Raw genomic sequence first — 19,799 nt, forward strand, 5'->3', positions numbered from 1 at the left:
ATGAGTTCTTCTCGATCGCGGACCCTGGTCCTCGGGGCGGCGGCGTTCGCGCTCGCCGCCTTCGTCGCCGCGGCGATCTTCGGTGTCATGTGGGCCGTGGCCGCGTCGGACGACAACGCCGACCTGGCGCGCTCGCGGGACGAAGTGGTCAGGGCGGGCGGCACCGCGATCAAGGCGTACACCGAGGTCGACTTCGAGAAACTCGACGAGTTCTTCGCCAAGCAGAAGGCCGTCTCCGACGACAAGATGAGCCAGCAGCTGGCCCAGCTGGAGCCGACCTACCGCAAGGCGCTCGGCGATGCGAAGACCAAGGTCGTGACCACCATCCAGGACATCGCGGTCGAGGAGCTCGACGACCACGAGGGCAAGGCGAGCTTCCTCGCCGCCATCTCCACCCAGGTCACCCAGGGCGACAAGGCGAGCTCGAAGGCGCTGCGCCTGGAGGTCTCGATGACCAGGGTCGGCGATGAGTGGAAGCTGTCCGGGATCGACAACGTGCCCCTCGTCGCGGCCGGTCAGTAAGAGCGTCACCTAGAACGGAGCCACGTAGTGCCCCCCTCCCGTCGCCAGCCCCCTCGCAGCACTCCGCCGGTGCGCCGCCCCCGGGTGGCCGGCCTGCGACGGCCCGGTGCGTCTCCTGCTCCCGCCTCTCCCGAAGTCCCAGCTTCAGAGGTCGAGGTCGACGAAACGCCGGCGCCGGTTCGCCGCCCGTCGCCGCGACCGGCTCCGCGTCCTGCCCCTGAACCCGAGCCTGAGGCCGTTGAGACGGCTGAGCCCGTTGAGGCTGAGCCTGAGGTGGCCGCTGTCGAGGTCCCTGAAGAGCCCTCCAAAGACGAGGTTGTCGCGAAGCCGAGCCCGCGTGCGAAGGTCCGCGCGGCTGCCGAAGAGAAGCCGGACGACCTCGAAGAAGCCGAAGCCGAGGTCGCTTCCGATGAGGATCCAGACTCTTCGGAGACCAAGAAGCCGGGTTCCAGGCAGCTGATCCTGGCGGGTGCGCTGGTCGTCGTCGGACTGCTGCTGGCCGCGACCGCGGTGCTCTTCAAGATCCAGGCCGACGAGGTGTCCAGCTCGACGGACAACACCGCGCTGCTGGACGTCGCGAAGACCGCGCAGGTCAAGGACCAGGTCGCGAAGGCGACCGAGGCGCTGTTCTCGTACGACTACAACAACATCGCGAAGACCGAGACCGCGGCGGGTGACCTGCTGGTCAACGACGAGGTGCGGGCGAAGTACAACCTGCTGATGGGCGAGGTCAAGCGGCTGGCCCCGCAGCAGAAGATGGTCGTGACCTGCAAGGTCACCCGCAGCGCCGTCATCCGGCTGGAAGGCGACCGGGCCGACGTGATGGTGTTCGTCGACCAGAGCTCGACGCGGGCCGACACGAACAAGACCACCGCCGGGAGCGCGCAGCTGCACTTGAACGCGGAGCTGCAGGGCGACAAGTGGAAGATCACGGCGATGAACACCTACGCCGCTCCGCCCAACCCGGCCGCTTCCTCGGCCCCCGCCGCACCCCCGGCCCCCTCGAAGTGACCCCGCCCGGATCGCGTTTAGCCCGCTGAACGCGATCCGCCATGGTGAGCCGCCCAAGACGTCAACGGTCCACAAGGGACACTAGCTCTCGTCAGGGCTCTTGCGCGGGTCGTGAGTGGGGTTTCGGGTTCTAACCCGAAACCCCACTCACGACCACGTGCGCCGACCATGCCACGTTTGCCTTACCCCTCAATAACCGTCCTTATCACTCACGACAGACATGAACCGGACGCTCAACTGGTGCGGCATGTCACTTGTGGACACCTCCTGGGAGGTCGGCTCGGTTCAGAAACCGCGCAGATAGGTGTCAATCAGACGTTTCACCGTCAAAGAGGGATCCCTCGCGGACAGCTACGGCCGGTTCTGTCGTCTTGGGCTCGCCCCGCCCGAATGCCCGACGGCATCATCAGACGTCGCGCGCTGTGGCATTCGCGACACACACCGAGACCATGGACCTCGCTCAGCGCCACGTCGGAGGCGCGGCGAAGGGGCCCTTCCCCGTATTCGAGGAGGCCTTCGCGATACCCCGGGTACTGACCGCCGTGCATCGCCGATCACGCCAGCCTCACGATTCACGTGCCGACCCGAACCGTCACTCACGCCCCCGGCACCCGCTGACGTTCCGGCCGGATCGCGTTTAGCGGGCTAAACGCGATCCGGCCCTGAGCAGAGTGCTTCAGCGGCGCAGCGCGTACCGCGCCTCCTTGGCCTGTTTCGCGATCTTCCGGTCTGGGTGGTCCTCGGCGATCACGTCGAGCAGTTCCAGCCTGGCCGGGTGGGCGGCCGACGCGAGAACCTCGATGACACTCGCCTGGTCATCCATTGAGCGCAGCTCATCGAGGAAGCCGCCCAACTCGTGCAACGCCGCGAAATGGTCGGCGAACCCGAGGGCCATTTCCTCAGGGGCGATCGTCTCCGGGGTGACCGCGCCTCGCTCGACCAACCAGACCGCCGCCGCCGCTCCGGCGACGCCGCCCTCGGATCGGACGCGGGCGCCGGCGGTCAAACCAGGGTCTCCGGCTTCGGTCAGGGTCAGGAAGGCGAGGAGTCGCTCGGATGGGCTTTCGGTCCGTCGAAGGAACTCCGCGGCCTCATGAGCGGCGTCGCCCGGAGAACGGTGGTTCACCCATGCCCTGATCTCGGCTTCCATCACCTCGGGTGAGGACAGCGAGAGACGGGCGAACATCTCGTCGAGACCCACACCGGCCAGCTCGCCCACTACCGGCGCGTCGATCCCCGACTCACGGAGCATCCGATTGGTCGCCCACACCCCGATCGGCGTCAGCCCGACGAGCGTCGGGTCGGGGGCTGCCTTGCCGGTCAGTTCGGCCAGCTTGGCCAGCTCCGCCGGGTCGGTCGTCGTGCTCCGTTCGACCGCGCCGAGCCGTTCCATCAGATCCAGCGTGAGCATGAGGCCGTGCCGCCACTCGGGATCGGGTTCGACGCCAAGGTCGAGTCCGGCGAGCAGCGACGGCATTTCATCGGCGAGTTCATAGACGAGTTCAAGGGGGATCAGGCTGTCGGCCGCCGAATACAGCGTCATCCGGAGCGCGGCCAGGAACTGGGGGAATACGGGGCCGAAGGAAAACGGTACCGGGTGTTCCTCGGCGACGAAGCCGTAACCGGCTTCCTCCATCGCCCGGTAGGCCCGCTCCCAGAGCTCTAGCGGTTGTTTGAGCAACTTCGCGTTTTTCTTCATCGGCACGTGGGCGCCCTTGTGGATCCGGACCAGGCCGCACGCTTCAGCCCAGCGAGGAATCACGGTCATCCTCGGCTCGCCTGTGCCGCTCAGTTCCGCGACGTAGCGTCGTAGCTCCCGCAAAGCGGCGCTGCGTTCCGCCGCATCCAGAAGTTCGGCCGCGGAAGGCAGTAACACGGGCGCCTCGGCTGGCATCTCATCGTCTTCCAAGTCCAGATCAAGCTCGCACGCTCGGCACATCACCCCAGTTTCCCAATCCGCGTCCAGCATCCGCTCTTGGCTCCCGGATCGCGTTTAGGGGGCTAAACGCGATCCGGGCCTCTTTCCTGTGCGTCGCACCAGCCGGCTCACCGGTCACAGCCGCCACACGCCCCGGAGCGCCCCGAGGACCTGCCAGGGCACCCCGCCCTAGGCCCGGTGAACTCTCCGAGTCGACCTCCACGGGATCGCGTTTAGCCCGCTAAACGCAGGTCGGCGCCCCAACGCCGTCACCTGCGGGTACCGGGCGGTAACCAGGATGATCGTCCTGTGAAGCACGCCGGGAGGAGCTTCTTAAACGCTGCGCCAACCGGCGGGACCACCGCGCGGCATCTTGACTCAGAGCCCCTGTGGGGTCACGCTTACTGGCAACGGTGAGAACCGGCGGTGCCCTTGCGGGAGGGTCGGTCCGGGGAGGCCGAGGAGAGGCATACCTGAAGACGTTGCGATGCAGGCTGGGCCCCATCGGGAGCGCCCCCTGGACAGACCGCGACGTTCGGGCTAGACTGCTTCTTTGCGCTGCCCTCTTTCAGGCTGCCCGGAGCCGGTAGTTAGGATAGTGGGCACACGGCACCCTTGACAGATCGCATCAGCTGTTGCTGACGCGGCTGCTCACCGCTCATTGTCCCCGGAAGGACGCATCTTGGCAGTCTCTCCCGCGAACCAGGCCACTGCTGCGACCACCTCGGCTGTATCTCGCTCGGAGTCCACGGGAATCCCGGGAGCCCCCAAGCGGGTCTCCTTCGCAAAGATTCGCGAGCCGCTCAGCACCCCGAACCTGCTCGACGTGCAGATCAGGTCCTTTGAATGGTTCACCGGCGACGAGGCGTGGTTCGAACGCCGCGTCGAAGAAGGTGAAGAAAACCCGGTCGGCGGCCTGGAAGAGGTCCTCAACGAGATCTCGCCGATCGAAGACTTCTCCGGATCCATGTCGCTGTCCTTCTCCGACCCGCGCTTCGACGAGGTCAAGGCCTCTGTCGAGGAGTGCAAGGACAAGGACATGACGTACGCGGCCCCGCTGTTCGTGACCGCCGAGTTCGTGAACAACAACACCGGCGAGATCAAGAGCCAGACGGTCTTCATGGGCGACTTCCCGGTGATGACCGACAAGGGCACCTTCGTCATCAACGGCACCGAGCGTGTCGTCGTGTCCCAGCTGGTCCGTTCGCCGGGTGTGTACTTCGACACCAGCGTCGACAAGACCACCGACAAGGACGTCTTCAACGTCCGCGTCATCCCGAGCCGGGGTGCCTGGCTCGAGTTCGACGTCGACAAGCGCGACACCGTCGGCGTCCGCATCGACCGCAAGCGCCGCCAGCCGGTCACCGTGCTGCTGAAGGCGCTCGGCTGGACCACCGAGGCGATCCGCGAGCGCTTCTCCTTCTCCGAGACGCTGCTCGCCACCCTCGAGAAGGACCACACCGCCGGCACCGACGAGGCGCTGCTCGACATCTACCGCAAGCTGCGCCCGGGCGAACCGCCCACGAAGGAGAGCGCGCAGACGCTGCTGGAGAACCTGTTCTTCAAGCCGAAGCGCTACGACCTGGCCAAGGTCGGCCGGTACAAGCTGAACAAGAAGCTCGGCCTGACCACGCCGTACGACACCGGGACGCTGACCGAAGAGGACATCGTCTCGACGATCGAGTACCTGGTCCGCCTGCACGCGGGCGAGGACAAGGCGACCGTCGGCGACCAGACCATCCCGGTCGAGACCGACGACATCGACCACTTCGGCAACCGCCGTCTCCGCACCGTCGGCGAGCTCATCCAGAACCAGATCCGCGTGGGTCTGTCCCGGATGGAGCGCGTCGTCCGCGAGCGGATGACCACCCAGGACGTCGAGGCGATCACGCCGCAGACCCTGATCAACATCCGTCCCGTCGTGGCGGCGATCAAGGAGTTCTTCGGTACTTCGCAGCTGTCGCAGTTCATGGACCAGAACAACCCGCTGTCGGGGCTGACGCACAAGCGTCGTCTGTCCGCCCTCGGCCCGGGTGGTCTGTCGCGTGAGCGCGCCGGCATGGAGGTCCGTGACGTCCACCCGTCGCACTACGGCCGCATGTGCCCGATCGAGACGCCGGAAGGCCCGAACATCGGCCTGATCGGTTCGCTCTGCTCGTACGCGCGGGTCAACCCGTTCGGTTTCATCGAGACCCCGTACCGCAAGGTCGTCGAGGGTCGCGTCACCGACCAGGTCGACTACCTCACCGCGGACGAGGAAGACCGCTACGTGAAGGCGCAGGCGAACGCGCCTATCTCGGAAGACGGCACCTTCGTCGAAGACCGCGTCCTGGTCCGTAAGAAGGGCGGCGAGGTCGAGCTGATCGACCCGCTGGACGTGGACTACATGGACGTCTCACCGCGGCAGATGGTCTCGGTCGCGACGGCGATGATCCCGTTCCTCGAGCACGACGACGCGAACCGCGCCCTGATGGGTGCGAACATGCAGCGCCAGGCCGTGCCGCTGCTCCGCAACCAGGCGCCGTACGTCGGCACCGGGGTGGAGCTGCGTGCCGCGGTCGACGCCGGTGACGTGCTCGTCGCCGAGCAGTCCGGTGTCGTCGAGGAGCTCTCGGCCGACCTGATCACGATCATGCACGACGACGGCACGCGGAAGAGCTACGGACTGTACAAGTTCCGTCGCTCGAACCACGGCACCTGCTTCAACCACCGCCCGATCGTCAACGAGGGCGACCGGGTCGAGCAGGGTCAGGTCATCGCCGACGGCCCGTCCACCGAGAACGGTGAGATGGCGCTCGGCAAGAACCTGCTCGTCGCGGTCATGCCGTGGGAGGGCCACAACTACGAGGACGCGATCATCCTCTCCGAGCGCCTGGTGCAGGACGACGTGCTCACGTCGATCCACATCGAGGAGCACGAGATCGACGCCCGCGACACCAAGCTGGGCGCCGAGGAGATCACCCGGGACATCCCGAACGTCTCCGAGGAGGTCCTGGCCGACCTCGACGAGCGCGGCATCATCCGCATCGGTGCCGAGGTCCGCGACGGCGACATCCTGGTCGGCAAGGTCACGCCCAAGGGTGAGACCGAGCTGACCCCGGAGGAGCGCCTGCTCCGCGCGATCTTCGGCGAGAAGGCCCGTGAGGTCCGCGACACCTCGCTGAAGGTGCCGCACGGTGAGACCGGCAAGGTCATCGGCATCCGCGTGTTCTCGCGCGAGGACGACGACGAGCTGCCCCCGGGCGTCAACGAACTGGTCCGCGTCTACGTGGCCCAGAAGCGGAAGATCCAGCCGGGCGACAAGCTCGCCGGCCGCCACGGGAACAAGGGTGTCATCGGCAAGATCCTCCCCGCCGAGGACATGCCGTTCATGGAGGACGGCACGCCCGTCGACATCATCCTGAACACCCACGGTGTCCCGCGGCGTATGAACATCGGCCAGGTCCTGGAGCTTCACCTGGGCTGGCTGGCGTCGCAGGGGTGGAAGATCGAGGGCAACCCGGACTGGGCGAAGAACCTCAACGAGGAGCTCTACGACGTCGACCCCGGCACGAACACCGCGACCCCGGTGTTCGACGGCGCGAAGGAAGAGGAGCTCACCGGGCTGCTCGGCGCGACCAAGCCGAACCGCGACGGCGAGCGCATGGTCAAGCAGAACGGCAAGGCCACGCTGCTGGACGGCCGCTCCGGCGAGCCGTTCCCGTACCCGGTCTCGGTCGGCTACATGTACATCCTGAAGCTGCACCACCTGGTCGACGACAAGATCCACGCCCGGTCCACCGGTCCGTACTCGATGATCACGCAGCAGCCGCTGGGTGGTAAGGCGCAGTTCGGTGGCCAGCGGTTCGGCGAGATGGAGTGCTGGGCGATGCAGGCGTACGGCGCCGCATACACCCTGCAGGAGCTCCTGACGATCAAGTCGGACGACGTGGTCGGCCGCGTCAAGGTGTACGAGGCCATCGTCAAGGGGGAGAACATCCCCGAGCCGGGTATCCCGGAGTCGTTCAAGGTGCTCCTGAAGGAGCTCCAGTCGCTCTGCCTCAACGTCGAGGTGCTGTCCAGCGACGGCGCCGCGATCGAGATGCGCGACTCCGACGACGAGGACCTCGAGCGTGCCGCGGCCAACCTCGGCATCAACCTGTCCCGCAACGAGTCGCCCTCGGTGGACGACGTCGTGCACTGACCCGCGATGAGGCGGGAGTCCCTCGGGCTCCCGCCTCCGCTCGCCAACTCCTCTAGTCGCATCAACCCCAAGGGGATGTAAAGACGTGCTGGACGTCAACTTCTTCGATGAGCTCCGCATCGGCCTCGCCACCGCCGACGACATTCGTCAGTGGTCCTTCGGCGAGGTGAAGAAGCCGGAGACCATCAACTACCGGACGCTCAAGCCCGAGAAGGACGGCCTCTTCTGCGAGAAGATCTTCGGCCCGACCCGGGACTGGGAGTGCTACTGCGGTAAGTACAAGCGGGTCCGCTTCAAGGGCATCATCTGCGAGCGCTGTGGCGTCGAGGTCACCCGCGCCAAGGTGCGTCGTGAGCGGATGGGCCACATCGAGCTGGCCGCTCCCGTCACCCACATCTGGTACTTCAAGGGTGTTCCCTCCCGCCTGGGCTACTTGCTCGACCTGGCGCCGAAGGACCTCGAGAAGATCATCTACTTCGCGGCCTACGTGATCACCGGTGTGAACACCGAGCTGCGGCATAACGACCTGCCGACCCTCGAGAACGAGATCGGTGTCGAGCGCAAGAACCTCGAGACCAAGCGCGACGCGGACATCGAGGCACGGGCGCAGAAGCTGGAAGCCGACCTGGCCGAGCTGGAGGCGGAGGGCGCCAAGTCCGACGTCCGCCGCAAGGTCAAGGAAGGCGGCGAGCGCGAGATGCGTCAGCTGCGTGACCGCGCCGGTCGCGAGCTGGACCGTCTCGAGGAGGTCTGGACGACCTTCACGAAGCTCGACACCCGTCAGCTGATCGCCGACGAGCTGCTCTACCGCGAGCTCGTCGACCGCTACGGCGAGTACTTCACCGGCGGCATGGGCGCGGAGGCCATCCAGAAGCTGGCCACCGAGTTCGACGTCGCCGCGGAGGCCGAGAGCCTGCGCGACACCATCCGCAACGGCAAGGGGCAGAAGAAGCTCCGCGCGCTGAAGCGGCTCAAGGTCGTCGCGGCCTTCCAGGCCACCGGCAACGATCCGCGCGGCATGGTGCTCGACGCCGTCCCGGTGATCCCGCCGGACCTGCGCCCGATGGTCCAGCTCGACGGTGGCCGGTTCGCCACCTCCGACCTGAACGACCTCTACCGCCGGGTCATCAACCGGAACAACCGGTTGAAGCGGCTGATCGACCTCGGCGCGCCCGAGATCATCGTCAACAACGAGAAGCGGATGCTGCAGGAGGCCGTCGACGCGCTGTTCGACAACGGCCGCCGCGGCCGCCCGGTCACCGGTCCCGGTAACCGCCCGCTGAAGTCGCTGTCCGACCTGCTCAAGGGCAAGCAGGGCCGGTTCCGCCAGAACCTGCTCGGCAAGCGTGTCGACTACTCCGGCCGTTCGGTCATCATCGTCGGTCCGCAGCTGAAGCTGCACCAGTGCGGTCTGCCGAAGGACATGGCGCTCGAGCTGTTCAAGCCGTTCGTCATGAAGCGGCTGGTCGACCTGAACCACGCGCAGAACATCAAGTCCGCCAAGCGGATGGTGGAGCGGTCGCGTCCGCAGGTGTGGGACGTGCTCGAAGAGGTCATCACCGGCCACCCGGTGATGCTGAACCGTGCGCCGACCCTGCACCGCCTCGGTATCCAGGCCTTCGAGCCGCAGCTGGTCGAAGGCAAGGCCATCCAGCTGCACCCGCTGGTCTGTGAAGCGTTCAACGCGGACTTCGACGGTGACCAGATGGCCGTGCACCTCCCGCTGTCCGCGGAGGCGCAGGCCGAGGCCCGCATCCTGATGCTGTCGGCGAACAACATCCTTTCGCCGGCGTCGGGTCGTCCGCTCGCCATGCCGCGTCTGGACATGGTGACCGGTCTGTTCCACCTGACCCGCCTGAACGAGAACGCCGACGGCGCGGGCAACGCGTACTCGTCGCCCGCCGAGGCGATCATGGCGTTCGACCGCAAGGCGCTGAGCCTGCACGCCCCGATCAAGATCCGCATCACCGACCGTCAGCCCGCCAAGGCGGACGAAGCGGCGCTGGCGGAGAAGGGCTGGGAGCCGGGCAAGGCGTGGCTGGCCGAGACCACCCTGGGCCGTGTGCTGTTCAACGAGCTGCTGCCGGCGGACTACCCGTTCATCAACGAGCCGATGCCGAAGAAGCGTCAGGCCGCGATCGTGAACGACCTCGCCGAGCGCTACTCGATGACCCAGGTCGCGCAGACCCTGGACCGCCTGAAGGACGCCGGTTTCTACTGGGCGACCCGTTCGGGTGTCACGGTCGCGATCTCCGACGTGCTCGTCCCGGCAGGCAAGAAGGCCATTCTGGACGAGTACGAAGGCAAGGCCGACCAGGTCGAGAAGCGGTACCAGCGTGGTCAGCTGTCGCACGCCGAGCGCAACAACGAGCTCGTCAAGGTGTGGACGCAGGCCACCGAAGAGGTCCACAAGATCATGGAGACGGCGCTGCCGGACGACAACCCGATCGCGATGATCGTGAAGTCGGGCGCGGCGGGCAACATGACGCAGGTCCGGTCGCTGGCCGGTATGCGTGGTCTGGTGTCGAACCCGAAGGGTGAGTACATCCCGCGTCCGATCAAGGCCAACTTCCGTGAAGGCCTGTCGGTGGCGGAGTACTTCATCGCGACGCACGGTGCCCGTAAGGGTCTGGCGGACACGGCGCTCCGTACCGCCGACTCGGGTTACCTGACCCGTCGTCTGGTGGACGTGTCGCAGGACGTCATCGTCCGCGAGATCGACTGTGGCACCACCCGCGGTATCAACATGCCGATCGGTGAGGACATCGGCGACGGCAAGGTCCTGCGCGACCAGCACGTCGAGACCAGCGTGTACGCGCGGAACCTGGCGACCGACGCGGTCGACGCCAAGGGCAACGTCGTGCTCAACGCCGGTGACGACATCGGTGACCCGGCGATCGACAAGCTCATCTCGAGCGGGATCTCCAAGGTCAAGGTGCGCTCGGTGCTGACCTGCGAGTCGGCCGTCGGTATCTGCGCCACCTGCTACGGCCGGTCCATGGCGACCGGTCAGCTCGTCGACGTCGGCGAGGCCGTGGGTATCGTCGCGGCCCAGTCGATCGGTGAGCCGGGTACGCAGCTGACGATGCGTACGTTCCACCAGGGTGGTGTCGCCGGTGACGACATCACGACCGGTCTGCCCCGTGTCCAGGAGCTGTTCGAGGCCCGGGTCCCGAAGGGCAAGGCGCCGATCGCCGACGTCGATGGCCGTGTGCGCATCGAGGAGAGCGAGCGGTTCTGGAAGATCACGCTGATCCCGGACGACGGCAGCGAAGAGATCGTCTTCGACAAGCTGTCCAAGCGTCAGCGGCTCGCGAACACCCCGAACGGCCCGCTGGGCGACGGTGACCGCGTCAACGTCGGTCAGCAGCTGCTCGAAGGCACGCCGGACCCGCACGAGGTCCTGCGCGTCATGGGACCGCGCGAGGCGCAGATGCACCTGGTGGACGAGGTCCAGAAGGTGTACCGGGCGCAGGGTGTGTCGATCCACGACAAGCACATCGAGGTCATCGTCCGGCAGATGCTGCGCCGGGTGACGATCATCGACTCCGGTGCCACGGACTTCCTGCCGGGCGAGCTGCCCGAGCGGACCAAGTTCGAGGCGAAGAACCGGGCGTCGGTCGCCGAGGGCGGCGAGCCCGCCTCGGGTCGTCCGGTGCTGATGGGGATCACGAAGGCCTCGCTGACCACGGACTCGTGGCTGTCGGCGGCCTCGTTCCAGGAGACCACGCGTGTCCTGACCGACGCGGCCATCAACGGCCGCTCGGACAAGCTCGTGGGCCTCAAGGAGAACGTGATCATCGGTAAGCTGATCCCGGCCGGTACCGGGATCAACAAGTACCGCAACATCCAGGTGCAGCCGACCGAGGAGGCGCGGGTCGCCGCTTACGCGATCCCGTCCTACGACGACGGCTACTACACCCCGGATGTGTTCGGCTCCACGCCGGGCGCCGCGGTGCCGCTGGACGACTACGACTTCGGCCGCGACTTCCGCTGACCGAAGCGAAATCCACGAGAAGGGCCCCCGCCGATCCGGCGGGGGCCCTTCCCGTTTCCCGGAATGTTCCAGTTTGAGTCCACCTCACCCGAAACGGGTACGAACCCTTCACCAAACTCGCTAGGGTGATCGGGTTCTACGCGGTTCGGGGGCTCTGCGCATTTCCAACGGGTATTCAGGGGTGACTCTGCGTGAACAATTCACCTGGGGTGAGATCCATCGTGCGTACCGCGGGGGTCTATCTCGCGACGATCGCCGCCGGCGCGGCCCTGACCGGTGTGTTCGCCGCGCCCGCCCTGGCGGATCCGGAGCCTTCGGCCCCGCCCTCCAGCGCGCCGACGACGTCCGAAGCGCCGAGTAGCACTCCCGCCCCGACGCCCAGCGCTCCGCCGACCGAGAGTTCTTCGCCCGCGGCTCCGAAGCCACAGGCCGAGCGAGCGAGGGTCGAAGCTTCGGTCACGTTCGAAAAAGACTCCTACCGGGTCGACGAAGACGTCCGTTTCACCTTCAAGGTCAAGAACGTCGGCGAAACCCGCGCGGTCGGACTTCAGGTCCACCAATTCTTCAGTGAGCCGGGAGCCCTGTCGATTCCCTACGAGCCGGGCTGGGGAGCGTGGGGACGTGCACCGGGGGTGAGCCTCGAGCCCGACGAGACCAAAGAGCTGACCGTCACCGGGCAGATCGGGGACCTCGACAAGGACATCGCGGTCGTCCGGGGCTTTGTCGCCGACGAGACCGGGTTCAGCGCCGGTGAGTTCAACGGCACTGTCTCCGTCGAGAAGGTCACCGGCCGCGTGGCGGGTGTCGTGTTCGGCGACAAGAACGGCAACGGCAAGCTCGATGACGGCGAACAGCTGGCCGATATCCCGCTCACCTTGCGGTACACCATCGGTTCCAAGGAGTACAAGGCCACGAGCGACGCCGACGGGAAAATCGATTTCGGGGACGTCCCGGCCGTCGAATATCTTCTCAGCGGCGGCAGCGACTCGATCAAGGGCTGGTTGTTCCCCCTCAAGGTCATTCGGGCCGGCGCGGACACCACGGACTTGCCCATCCGTGGGGTGCAGCCGTTGAACGGTGCACTCAAAGCGTCGGTGTCCTTCACCAAGGACACCTACAAAGTCGGCGAGCTCGCCCACGTCACCGTGACACTGACGAACTCGGGAACCATTCCGCTCGTCGGCATCGTGGCCGGGTGCAATCGCGCCGGAGCGGACTTCGCGCTGAAGAGCAATGGTCCTGGTTGGGGAGAGCTTTCCTACCTCGCGGGTGGGGCGACCATCGCTCCCGGCCAGACCCGCACCTTCGACGTGACCGAGAAGGTCCCGGACGCCGCGCTGCACCATGGCCGCGTCGCGGTGGGTTGTGACTTCGGCTATGCCGACGTCGGTATCGACGGCAACCCGGTCGCGAACGACGAAGCCTCGGTGCCGGGTGGGATCGCCTCCCTCGCGGGTCAGGTGGTCCACAACACGGACCCGGGCAAACTCGAGGCGGGGCTCGCCGGGGTCAAGGTCGTACTCGCCTCCGACGGTGACTGCCCGACCATTGTCGAGACGACGACCGACGGGGAGGGACACTTCAAGATCGCCAACTTGGTGCCGGGGCCGAAGTACCGCCTGTTCTTCGCCCCGCCGCAGGGTTGGCGGATCATGCATGACAACCCGAAGTCGATCTACGTCGTCGGTCCGGCGGACAACCCTGCCCGGCTTCGCGTCGAAGCCACGAAGGGCGAGGAACCGCCGCTCACCTTGCCCACCCGGCGTCCTGGCTGTGACGCGTCCGGGACCAGCACACCCGCCCCCGGCGCGCCAGGTAACCAGGCTTCCGGCGGCGGAACGGGTCTGGCCCGCACCGGTGCCGACGTCCTCGGCCTCGGCGCTCTCGCCCTGGCCACCCTGGTACTCGGTGCGGGTCTGGTCTTCACCTCGCGCCGCCGTCACCGCCAGGCTGACTGACCTGCGTTTAGCCCCCTAATCGCGATCTGCCACCTGCCCGCGTCCGGTGCCACCGGATCGCGTTTAGCGGGCTAAACGCGATCCGGTGGCACTTGCGTTTAGCGGGCTAAACGCGATCCGCCCACACGCCGCCCGACGCCTCGCCCGACCTGCGTTTAGCCCCCTAATCGCGATCCGGAGGGCGGGGCCGCAGGTCAGTAGGTGTTCGGAAGGGTGCCACCATGCCTCGGCGAGTTCCGGGTTTCGGCCGCCGCGAGTCTCGCACGCCGGGGCCGGCGGGTCGGTGTGCGAGAGCGTGTCCAAGCAGTCGTGCCCGGTGCCCATGTCGACCGTGTTGTCCGGGCCGTCCGGTATCGGATCGCCTGCGCCGAGGGGGAGATCTTCGACGTGTGCCGCCTCGTGGGTCCGCGAAGTGGCAGAGTTCCCGGGAAAGCATAACGAACCCATAATGGCCGCGGTCGTGCCGGACGCGGGTTACTGGTCCGTTGTGACCTGCGGTAGTGCTGCCAGGTGGCCTAATTCCCAACGCTCGGAAAATCGCCACCTGTTCGGCGCAATGACCCATCCGCATCGCGGGAAATTCACCCTGCCGTGGCATGTCCCATTCTTTGATAGCGAGATTGACACTCCAGCGGCTTCGCACGAGTATTTCGCCCATGCAATCCCCCGTCGCCTTGGTGTGGCGCCGGCACGTTGACTTGCGGCAGCAGGCAAGCGCGCTGTGTACGGATTCCTGACCTATTCCGGGCTGGTCGCGTCGTAGGCGAATCCGCGTATCCGAAACGGATGCGCCTGATCTTTGCGCGCTGACGCTTTCCGCTGTGCCGCAACGGTTCCCCGCTGGAACCGGCGGTTGATTGCTTTCCCTTTGATCCGTGCCGGTGACGCCTGCGCGAAAAGGGAGAGGCGTGCCAATTGTCTGGCGCTTCGGTAGCGAAAACAGGGAGAAAGAATGCTATCCGACTCGCCAAAGTGGCGAAAAGTGGTGATCGGCGCCTTGGCGGCGGCGCTCGCCGTGGGCACGGTGACCTATACCGGCTCCACGACGAGCGCCTACGCCGACGTCCAGGTCGTCAAGGACGCGAAGAAGGCGGCCGACGGCAAGGAGTACTGGGTCCAGAACCACCTGGTGTCCAAGGATGTCGCGGCGTCCCGGAGCGCGGACGGCAAGCGCCAGAAGTGGCTGCTGGTCTGGGCCGGTGACGAGAACATCGCCGACACCCTGGTCAAGGACATCAAGAACCTGCCGGGTTCGCTCGGTGGCGGCCTGAACAAGATCAAAAACGCGTTGCCCGGTCCGGACTTCCTCGCCGTGATCGACGCGACGCAGGGTTCCCCGACGTACGGCAAGGTCGTCAACACCGCCACCGTCGGGCCGCTCGTCGAGAACGAGCCGCACCATATGCAGTACGTGTGGCACAAGGGAGACACGATCTACGCCGGCGCGCTGTTCGCCGCCGCGACGTACGCCTTCGACGTCTCCGCGTTGCCGCAACTGAAGCTCAAGGGCGTCAGCCTCCCGACGCAGACCCTCGGCGGCTCAGTCCCGGACGCGTACTGGGTGCTCAAGGACGGCACCGCCTACGGCACCTACATGGGCGGCCCGGCCCGCACACCTACGCCAACGGTTCCACCGTGGTGGGCAACGGTTTCGCCGGTAGCCCCGGCGAGGTCGTCCGCTTCGACCAGAACGCGCAGGTGCTGTCGGAGCCCCGGCGGCCACGCCGCAGGGTGACAACAAGAAGCTGTGCGACAACCTCCCGCGACTGGACAAGCCGACCTGCGCCAACCCGCACGGCATCCAGGCCCGTGAGGACCTCAACACCCTGGTCACCAGTGACTACGCCGAGCCGCGCAACATCATCCTCGACCCGGTGAAGCAGTCGTCGCCGTATCTGCGGCGGCCGACCGTCCGCATGTGGGACATCTCCGACCGCAACAAGCCGAAGCTCAAGGCGGTCTCGTACCTGCCGGACGGCCCTCGCGCCGATCCCGCGGACCCGCTGCACGCGGAAAGCCGCGCGGTCATGGAGACCACGGTGACCAACCTGCCCGGCCGCAAGGGCGCCTTCGCCCAGACCATGCAGGGTGGCGCGGTGTTCTACACACCGGACATCACCGCCAAGGAACCGCATTGGATCCAGGTGTTCGACGACGGCGCCGCGAACAAGGCGATCCACCCGAACAACGACTCCAACGGCGGTGGCTCCAACGGCGGCTGGATCCAGACCAGCCCCGACGACAAGTACCTCTACCGCGCGATCACCGGACGCTCCAAGGGCGCGCTCGGCCCGCACGACCCCGGCACCACCGGCGGCGTGTACGTCCTCGACATCCAGAAGCTGGTCGCCGCGGGCGACAAGGTCGAGAACATCAAAGGCCGGATCGACACGAAGGAGAAGTCCCAGCAGGGCGGTGGCGGCGATCTGCCGACCGTCGTCGGCGCGGCGCCGATCAACCCGGGCACGCCCGGCGGCGGCCCGCACTGGGGCGCGTACGACAACTTCGTGCTCGGCGACGACGGCTACTACCACGAAACCGACAAGCCGCAGCACCTCGCGGTGTCGAACTACTTCGTCGCACGGTCCGGTTTGGACGGTGACCACAAGGTCAACCTGCTGAACCTCGGCGAGGACGGGAAGGTCGCGGTCGACCAGAACTTCCGGGACGAGTTCACCGGACAGGTCGGGATCAACTTCAACCGGAAGACCTGGCCGCACGGGTCCTTCGGCAACGCCAAGCCGCACTCCGAACTGTTCGTCGTGGCGGACGCGGATCTCAAGTAACCCTGCTCGGCGCGGAAGGTCATGGGTGGCGGGCGCACCCCGCCACCCACGGCTCCGCCGATCTGTTCGGAGAAGGTCCCATGGATCACCACGTCATCCCGGCGAGTTCGGGTTCGGCCGGAGTCGGCATCGCCCTCGTCCTGCTCCGGCTCGGACTTCTGCTGGCGACCGCTTTCCTTGCCGGCACGGGGATCCTGCGCCCGCTGGCGGGTGAGCTGCCCCGACGGCTTCGGCTCGCCATCGCCGTACTCGGCGGGCTTTCCGCCGCGCTCGCCGCGGTTTCCGCCTTCGCGACCGACGTCAACGTCATCGCGCTGATCGTGCATCTCGTGCTCGCGCTGGCCATTCCCGTCCTGATCCGCCGTCCGCCGGCGGGCCGCTGGGCGGCCCTCGCGCTCGCCGCATTGGTGGTGCTCGAAACCTCGCTCGGGCGGACAGGCGTCGACTTCGCCATAGACACCGTCTACGTCGCGGCCGCGGCCTTGTGGTTCGGCGTCACCGTTCTTTCCGTCTGGGTGCCCGCGGAGCAATGGCGCCAGACGAACTTCCGGCTCGGCCCGCTTTCCCTTACACTGGGCGGACTTCTCGTCGTCACGGGCGCTGTCCAGCTGTTCTCCTCCGGCTTGGGATTCGACCGCAGGATCTACGGCACGCTCTTCGGTGTCACGGTGCTGGTGATCGCCTTGCTGCCGGTCATCGCCACGGTGGTCGCGGGATTCTTCTTCACTGGTACCGAATCCACGCGTGCTTATCGGTTCGGTGCGGTCGCCGTGGCCGCCGGCTTCGTTGCTTGGAGCGCCCTCGCGGCCATTCCCAAACCGCCCGAGCTCCCGGTTCCCGGTGTCGCGCTGCTCGCCGACGCCGCGCTTGGTGAACAGCGCTTCCCCGTGCTGGTGAGCCCGCAGCGGCCCGGCAAGAACCTCGTCCATTTCCCCGCGAGCGCGGGAGGAGACCTGTCCGCCGGAATCGAAGGCGGCCTGATCGGCAAGGCCATCGTGCGGCCCGGCGCCGAGGGCACCTGGGCCGAGGTCGACCTGCCGAAGGGGCGCAGCGACCTGGTCATCAGCCGCGGTGAGGAGAAGACGAAGATCGAGGTCGACGCGGGGGAGGAGCCAGGCTTCGTCATCGAGGACGTGGACGCGCCCGAGTGTGCTTCGGCGGCGCTGGGCGGTCTGATCGCCGACCGCCGTGACGTCCTCGCCTCATGCCCGGCGGACGCGCTTTCGGGTGAGGACAGCGGTTCTCTCGTCAAACTCGTCGAGTTCCTCGCCGGGCGCAAGCCTTCCGCGCTCACTCTTGTCGGGGACACCTCGCCGCGCAGTGTCGCCGCCGCGAAGCTGGTCCGCGAGACCGCCACGCGTTCCGGTCTGCCGGTGCAGACCGAAGCGGGTCCGAACACCGCGCTGGTCGTCGTGTCCGGCTGGGCGCGCGGCTACACGGCGATGACCCGCGCGGCCGAGTCCCAGCGGCTCAAGCCGACCCATGAATACGGCCTGTACCTGGCGCCCTGGCTGCTGAACGGGCCGATCGTCAACGCCGTCGCGAGTTCTTCGGTGCCGCTGAGGTTCGACCCGCGCGAGCAGGTCGCCGTGAGTTTCGCCGTCGCGGCGGGCAACGCCTTCGGTGGCGAAAGTCCCACGCTCGGCGGTTTCCGGAGCTGGCTGGGCGACCAGTGGAGGTCGATCAACGGCGACGTCCAGATCTTCGCGGCGGCTCAGGTCAACGCGATGCCGATGTACCCGGGCGAACCGCACGCCGTCGGGATGATCGCCGACCGGAACTACGCGGGGCAATGGATCCCCGACGGAACGATCGTGCCGGTCAGCTCGGTACTGCGGTGAAGGATTCCGCTCGATTCCAGCAGCGGTAAGGAAAAAGGGAGAAGAGATGAAGCGAATCGCGGCCCGTGTGCTGCTGCCGCTCGCCGTCGCGGGCGCGCTGTCCGGACTCGCCGGCGGGGTCGCCTCGGCCGACCCGCTGCCGGGTCTGCCCACCGGCGGCGACCCCGCGGTCTGGCTGATCCCCGGCCTCGACCTCGGCGGACTGCTCGGACCGGCCGTCCCCGTGCCCACCGACCTCCTCGCCCCGATCTACGGGATCATCACGCCGATTTCGTAAAACCGTTACCAGCAAAGGAGAATCTCATGAAGAAGACCTTCGTCCGCGCGGTCACCGGCGCCGCGCTCGCCGGTCTCGTCGTGCTCGGCTCGGCGGCTCCCGCGCTCGCCGCGCAGGACGCCCCGAACGATGTCGTGGTCGTCGACGAGCCCGACACGAGCGACCTCGACAACATCTGGACGTTCGCGCCGCTCGGCATCCCGGTGCTGGGCCTTGTCCAGTCCCTCAACGGCGTCCCCGGCCGGCTGCTGCCGTCCTGACTTCCGCGGCGGCGCGGCTCCCGGGGCCGCGCCGCCGCTCTCGGTGAGGAGACCGATGACCGACAGACACCTGATCGGGCGCATCGCCATCGCGGGGATCGTGGTGGCCGCGCTCGCGACGTGTGTGGTGCTGCTCAACGGCGGTGAAGAACCGCAGGCCGAGACCGTGGCCGTGGTCGGCGAGCCGACCGAGGCCGAACCGTCGCGGGGGCTGGATCGCACGATCACGCGGACGCCCAGTCAGGCGCAGCCGGTGTCGAACGACTGGCGGATCGCGTACGAGCTGGCCGGGACGGGGACCGCGACCGTGGTCCACGACTCGAACGGGCTGGGGCTCGTGCACCAGGAGCTGCAGGTGTCGCTGCCGTGGCGCAAGGAGCTCACGTGGAAGAACACCGGCACGCCGCCGACCGTCCAGCTGATGGGGCAGGGCGAGGGCGCCACCTACGCCGGCCGCCTCGCCCCTCCTGACCTGCGTTTAGCCCCCTAATCGCGATCCGGCGCGCAGCGAAAACCGGTGGCCACGATGGGCAGAATGTAGCCATGACCTGGAGCTTCGAAGTCACCCCCGTCGATCACCCGGACGCCGCCCAGCTGCTGCGCGAGTACTTGGACGAGATCGCGTCGCGCTACTACGAGCGCCAGGTCACCGAAGAGGAGCTCGACGTCTTGCTCGAGGAGAACCACAGCCGCGACATGGTCCCGCCGACAGGTGCCTTCCTCCTCGCGCGACGGGACGGGGTGCTGGCCGGCTGCGCCGGTCTCCGGGTCGTCGCGCCCGACACCACCGAACTCAAACGCGTCTTCCTGCGGAAGTCCGAGCGCGGCAAGGGCGGCGCGGCGCTGCTCGTGGCCGCCGCCGAGGACGTCGCCCGCGGCCTCGGGGCCACGCTGATCCGCCTCGACACCCGAGACGACCTCGTCGAGGCGAGGGCTCTGTACGCACGCCTCGGCTACGAGACGGTCGAGCCCTTCAACGACGACCCCTACGCGCACCACTACTTCGCGAAGTCCCTGGCCCCGGCGGTGCCGGATCGCGTTTAGCC

The 19,799-nt window shown here is 67.2% G+C and carries 11 protein-coding genes and 1 pseudogene; 11 read left to right on the plus strand and 1 reads right to left on the minus strand.

The annotated features are described in order from the left end of the window. Positions 1–522, plus strand: a complete 522-nt coding sequence (locus AC0685_RS08275; protein WP_478224956.1) for a hypothetical protein — start codon at positions 1–3, stop codon at positions 520–522. 84 nt (positions 523–606) lie between these two features. Continuing rightward, positions 607–1,533, plus strand: a complete 927-nt coding sequence (locus AC0685_RS08280) for a hypothetical protein (protein WP_478225225.1) — start codon at positions 607–609, stop codon at positions 1,531–1,533. A 676-nt stretch (positions 1,534–2,209) separates the two neighbouring features. Here AC0685_RS08280 and AC0685_RS08285 read toward each other — a convergent pair. Continuing rightward, positions 2,210–3,502, minus strand: coding sequence for a hypothetical protein (locus tag AC0685_RS08285; protein WP_478224957.1), 1,293 nt, complete (start codon positions 3,500–3,502; stop codon positions 2,210–2,212). 631 nt (positions 3,503–4,133) lie between these two features. Between AC0685_RS08285 and rpoB the strand changes: the two genes are divergently transcribed. From rpoB to AC0685_RS08330, 9 genes and pseudogenes are all read left to right on the plus strand, one after another. After that, the gene (gene rpoB / locus AC0685_RS08290) at positions 4,134–7,634 is read left to right on the plus strand and encodes a DNA-directed RNA polymerase subunit beta (protein WP_478224958.1); all 3,501 of its coding nucleotides are present in this window, start codon (positions 4,134–4,136) and stop codon (positions 7,632–7,634) included. Between the two features lie 85 nt (positions 7,635–7,719). Then, positions 7,720–11,631, plus strand: coding sequence for a DNA-directed RNA polymerase subunit beta' (locus tag AC0685_RS08295; RefSeq protein WP_340684770.1), 3,912 nt, complete (start codon positions 7,720–7,722; stop codon positions 11,629–11,631). Positions 11,632–11,852: 221 nt separating this feature from the next. Continuing rightward, entirely contained in the window at positions 11,853–13,589 is a 1,737-nt protein-coding gene (locus tag AC0685_RS08300) for a hypothetical protein (protein ID WP_478224959.1), read from the plus strand. Positions 13,590–14,586: 997 nt separating this feature from the next. Further along, positions 14,587–16,375 (plus strand): annotated as a pseudogene (locus tag AC0685_RS08305) (hypothetical protein). 80 nt (positions 16,376–16,455) lie between these two features. Beyond that, the gene (locus AC0685_RS08310) at positions 16,456–18,216 is read left to right on the plus strand and encodes a hypothetical protein (protein ID WP_478224960.1); all 1,761 of its coding nucleotides are present in this window, start codon (positions 16,456–16,458) and stop codon (positions 18,214–18,216) included. Between the two features lie 46 nt (positions 18,217–18,262). After that, positions 18,263–18,493: a hypothetical protein gene (locus AC0685_RS08315; RefSeq protein ID WP_478224961.1), complete on the plus strand. Its 231-nt coding sequence runs from the start codon at positions 18,263–18,265 to the stop codon at positions 18,491–18,493. A 26-nt stretch (positions 18,494–18,519) separates the two neighbouring features. Continuing rightward, a complete protein-coding gene (locus AC0685_RS08320; RefSeq protein ID WP_478224962.1) occupies positions 18,520–18,753 on the plus strand; it encodes a hypothetical protein in 234 nt (77 codons plus the stop codon). A 55-nt stretch (positions 18,754–18,808) separates the two neighbouring features. Next, a complete protein-coding gene (locus AC0685_RS08325) occupies positions 18,809–19,243 on the plus strand; it encodes a hypothetical protein (protein WP_478224963.1) in 435 nt (144 codons plus the stop codon). A 53-nt stretch (positions 19,244–19,296) separates the two neighbouring features. Then, entirely contained in the window at positions 19,297–19,797 is a 501-nt protein-coding gene (locus AC0685_RS08330) for a GNAT family N-acetyltransferase (RefSeq protein WP_478224964.1), read from the plus strand. Positions 19,798–19,799 lie beyond the last annotated feature (2 nt).

It is taken from the genome of Amycolatopsis sp. NPDC043889 (assembly GCF_056435645.1).

Excerpts from the sequence above, each read along its gene's own strand:
- AC0685_RS08325 (WP_478224963.1), top strand. The coding sequence starts at position 18,809 with ATGACCGACAGACACCTGATCGGGCGCATCGCCATCGCGGGGATCGTG.
- AC0685_RS08320 (WP_478224962.1), top strand. The coding sequence starts at position 18,520 with ATGAAGAAGACCTTCGTCCGCGCGGTCACCGGCGCCGCGCTCGCCGGT.
- AC0685_RS08310 (WP_478224960.1), top strand. The coding sequence starts at position 16,456 with ATGGATCACCACGTCATCCCGGCGAGTTCGGGTTCGGCCGGAGTCGGC.
- AC0685_RS08275 (WP_478224956.1), top strand. The coding sequence starts at position 1 with ATGAGTTCTTCTCGATCGCGGACCCTGGTCCTCGGGGCGGCGGCGTTC.
- AC0685_RS08330 (WP_478224964.1), top strand. The coding sequence starts at position 19,297 with ATGACCTGGAGCTTCGAAGTCACCCCCGTCGATCACCCGGACGCCGCC.
- AC0685_RS08315 (WP_478224961.1), top strand. The coding sequence starts at position 18,263 with ATGAAGCGAATCGCGGCCCGTGTGCTGCTGCCGCTCGCCGTCGCGGGC.
- AC0685_RS08285 (WP_478224957.1), bottom strand. The coding sequence starts at position 3,502 with ATGCTGGACGCGGATTGGGAAACTGGGGTGATGTGCCGAGCGTGCGAG.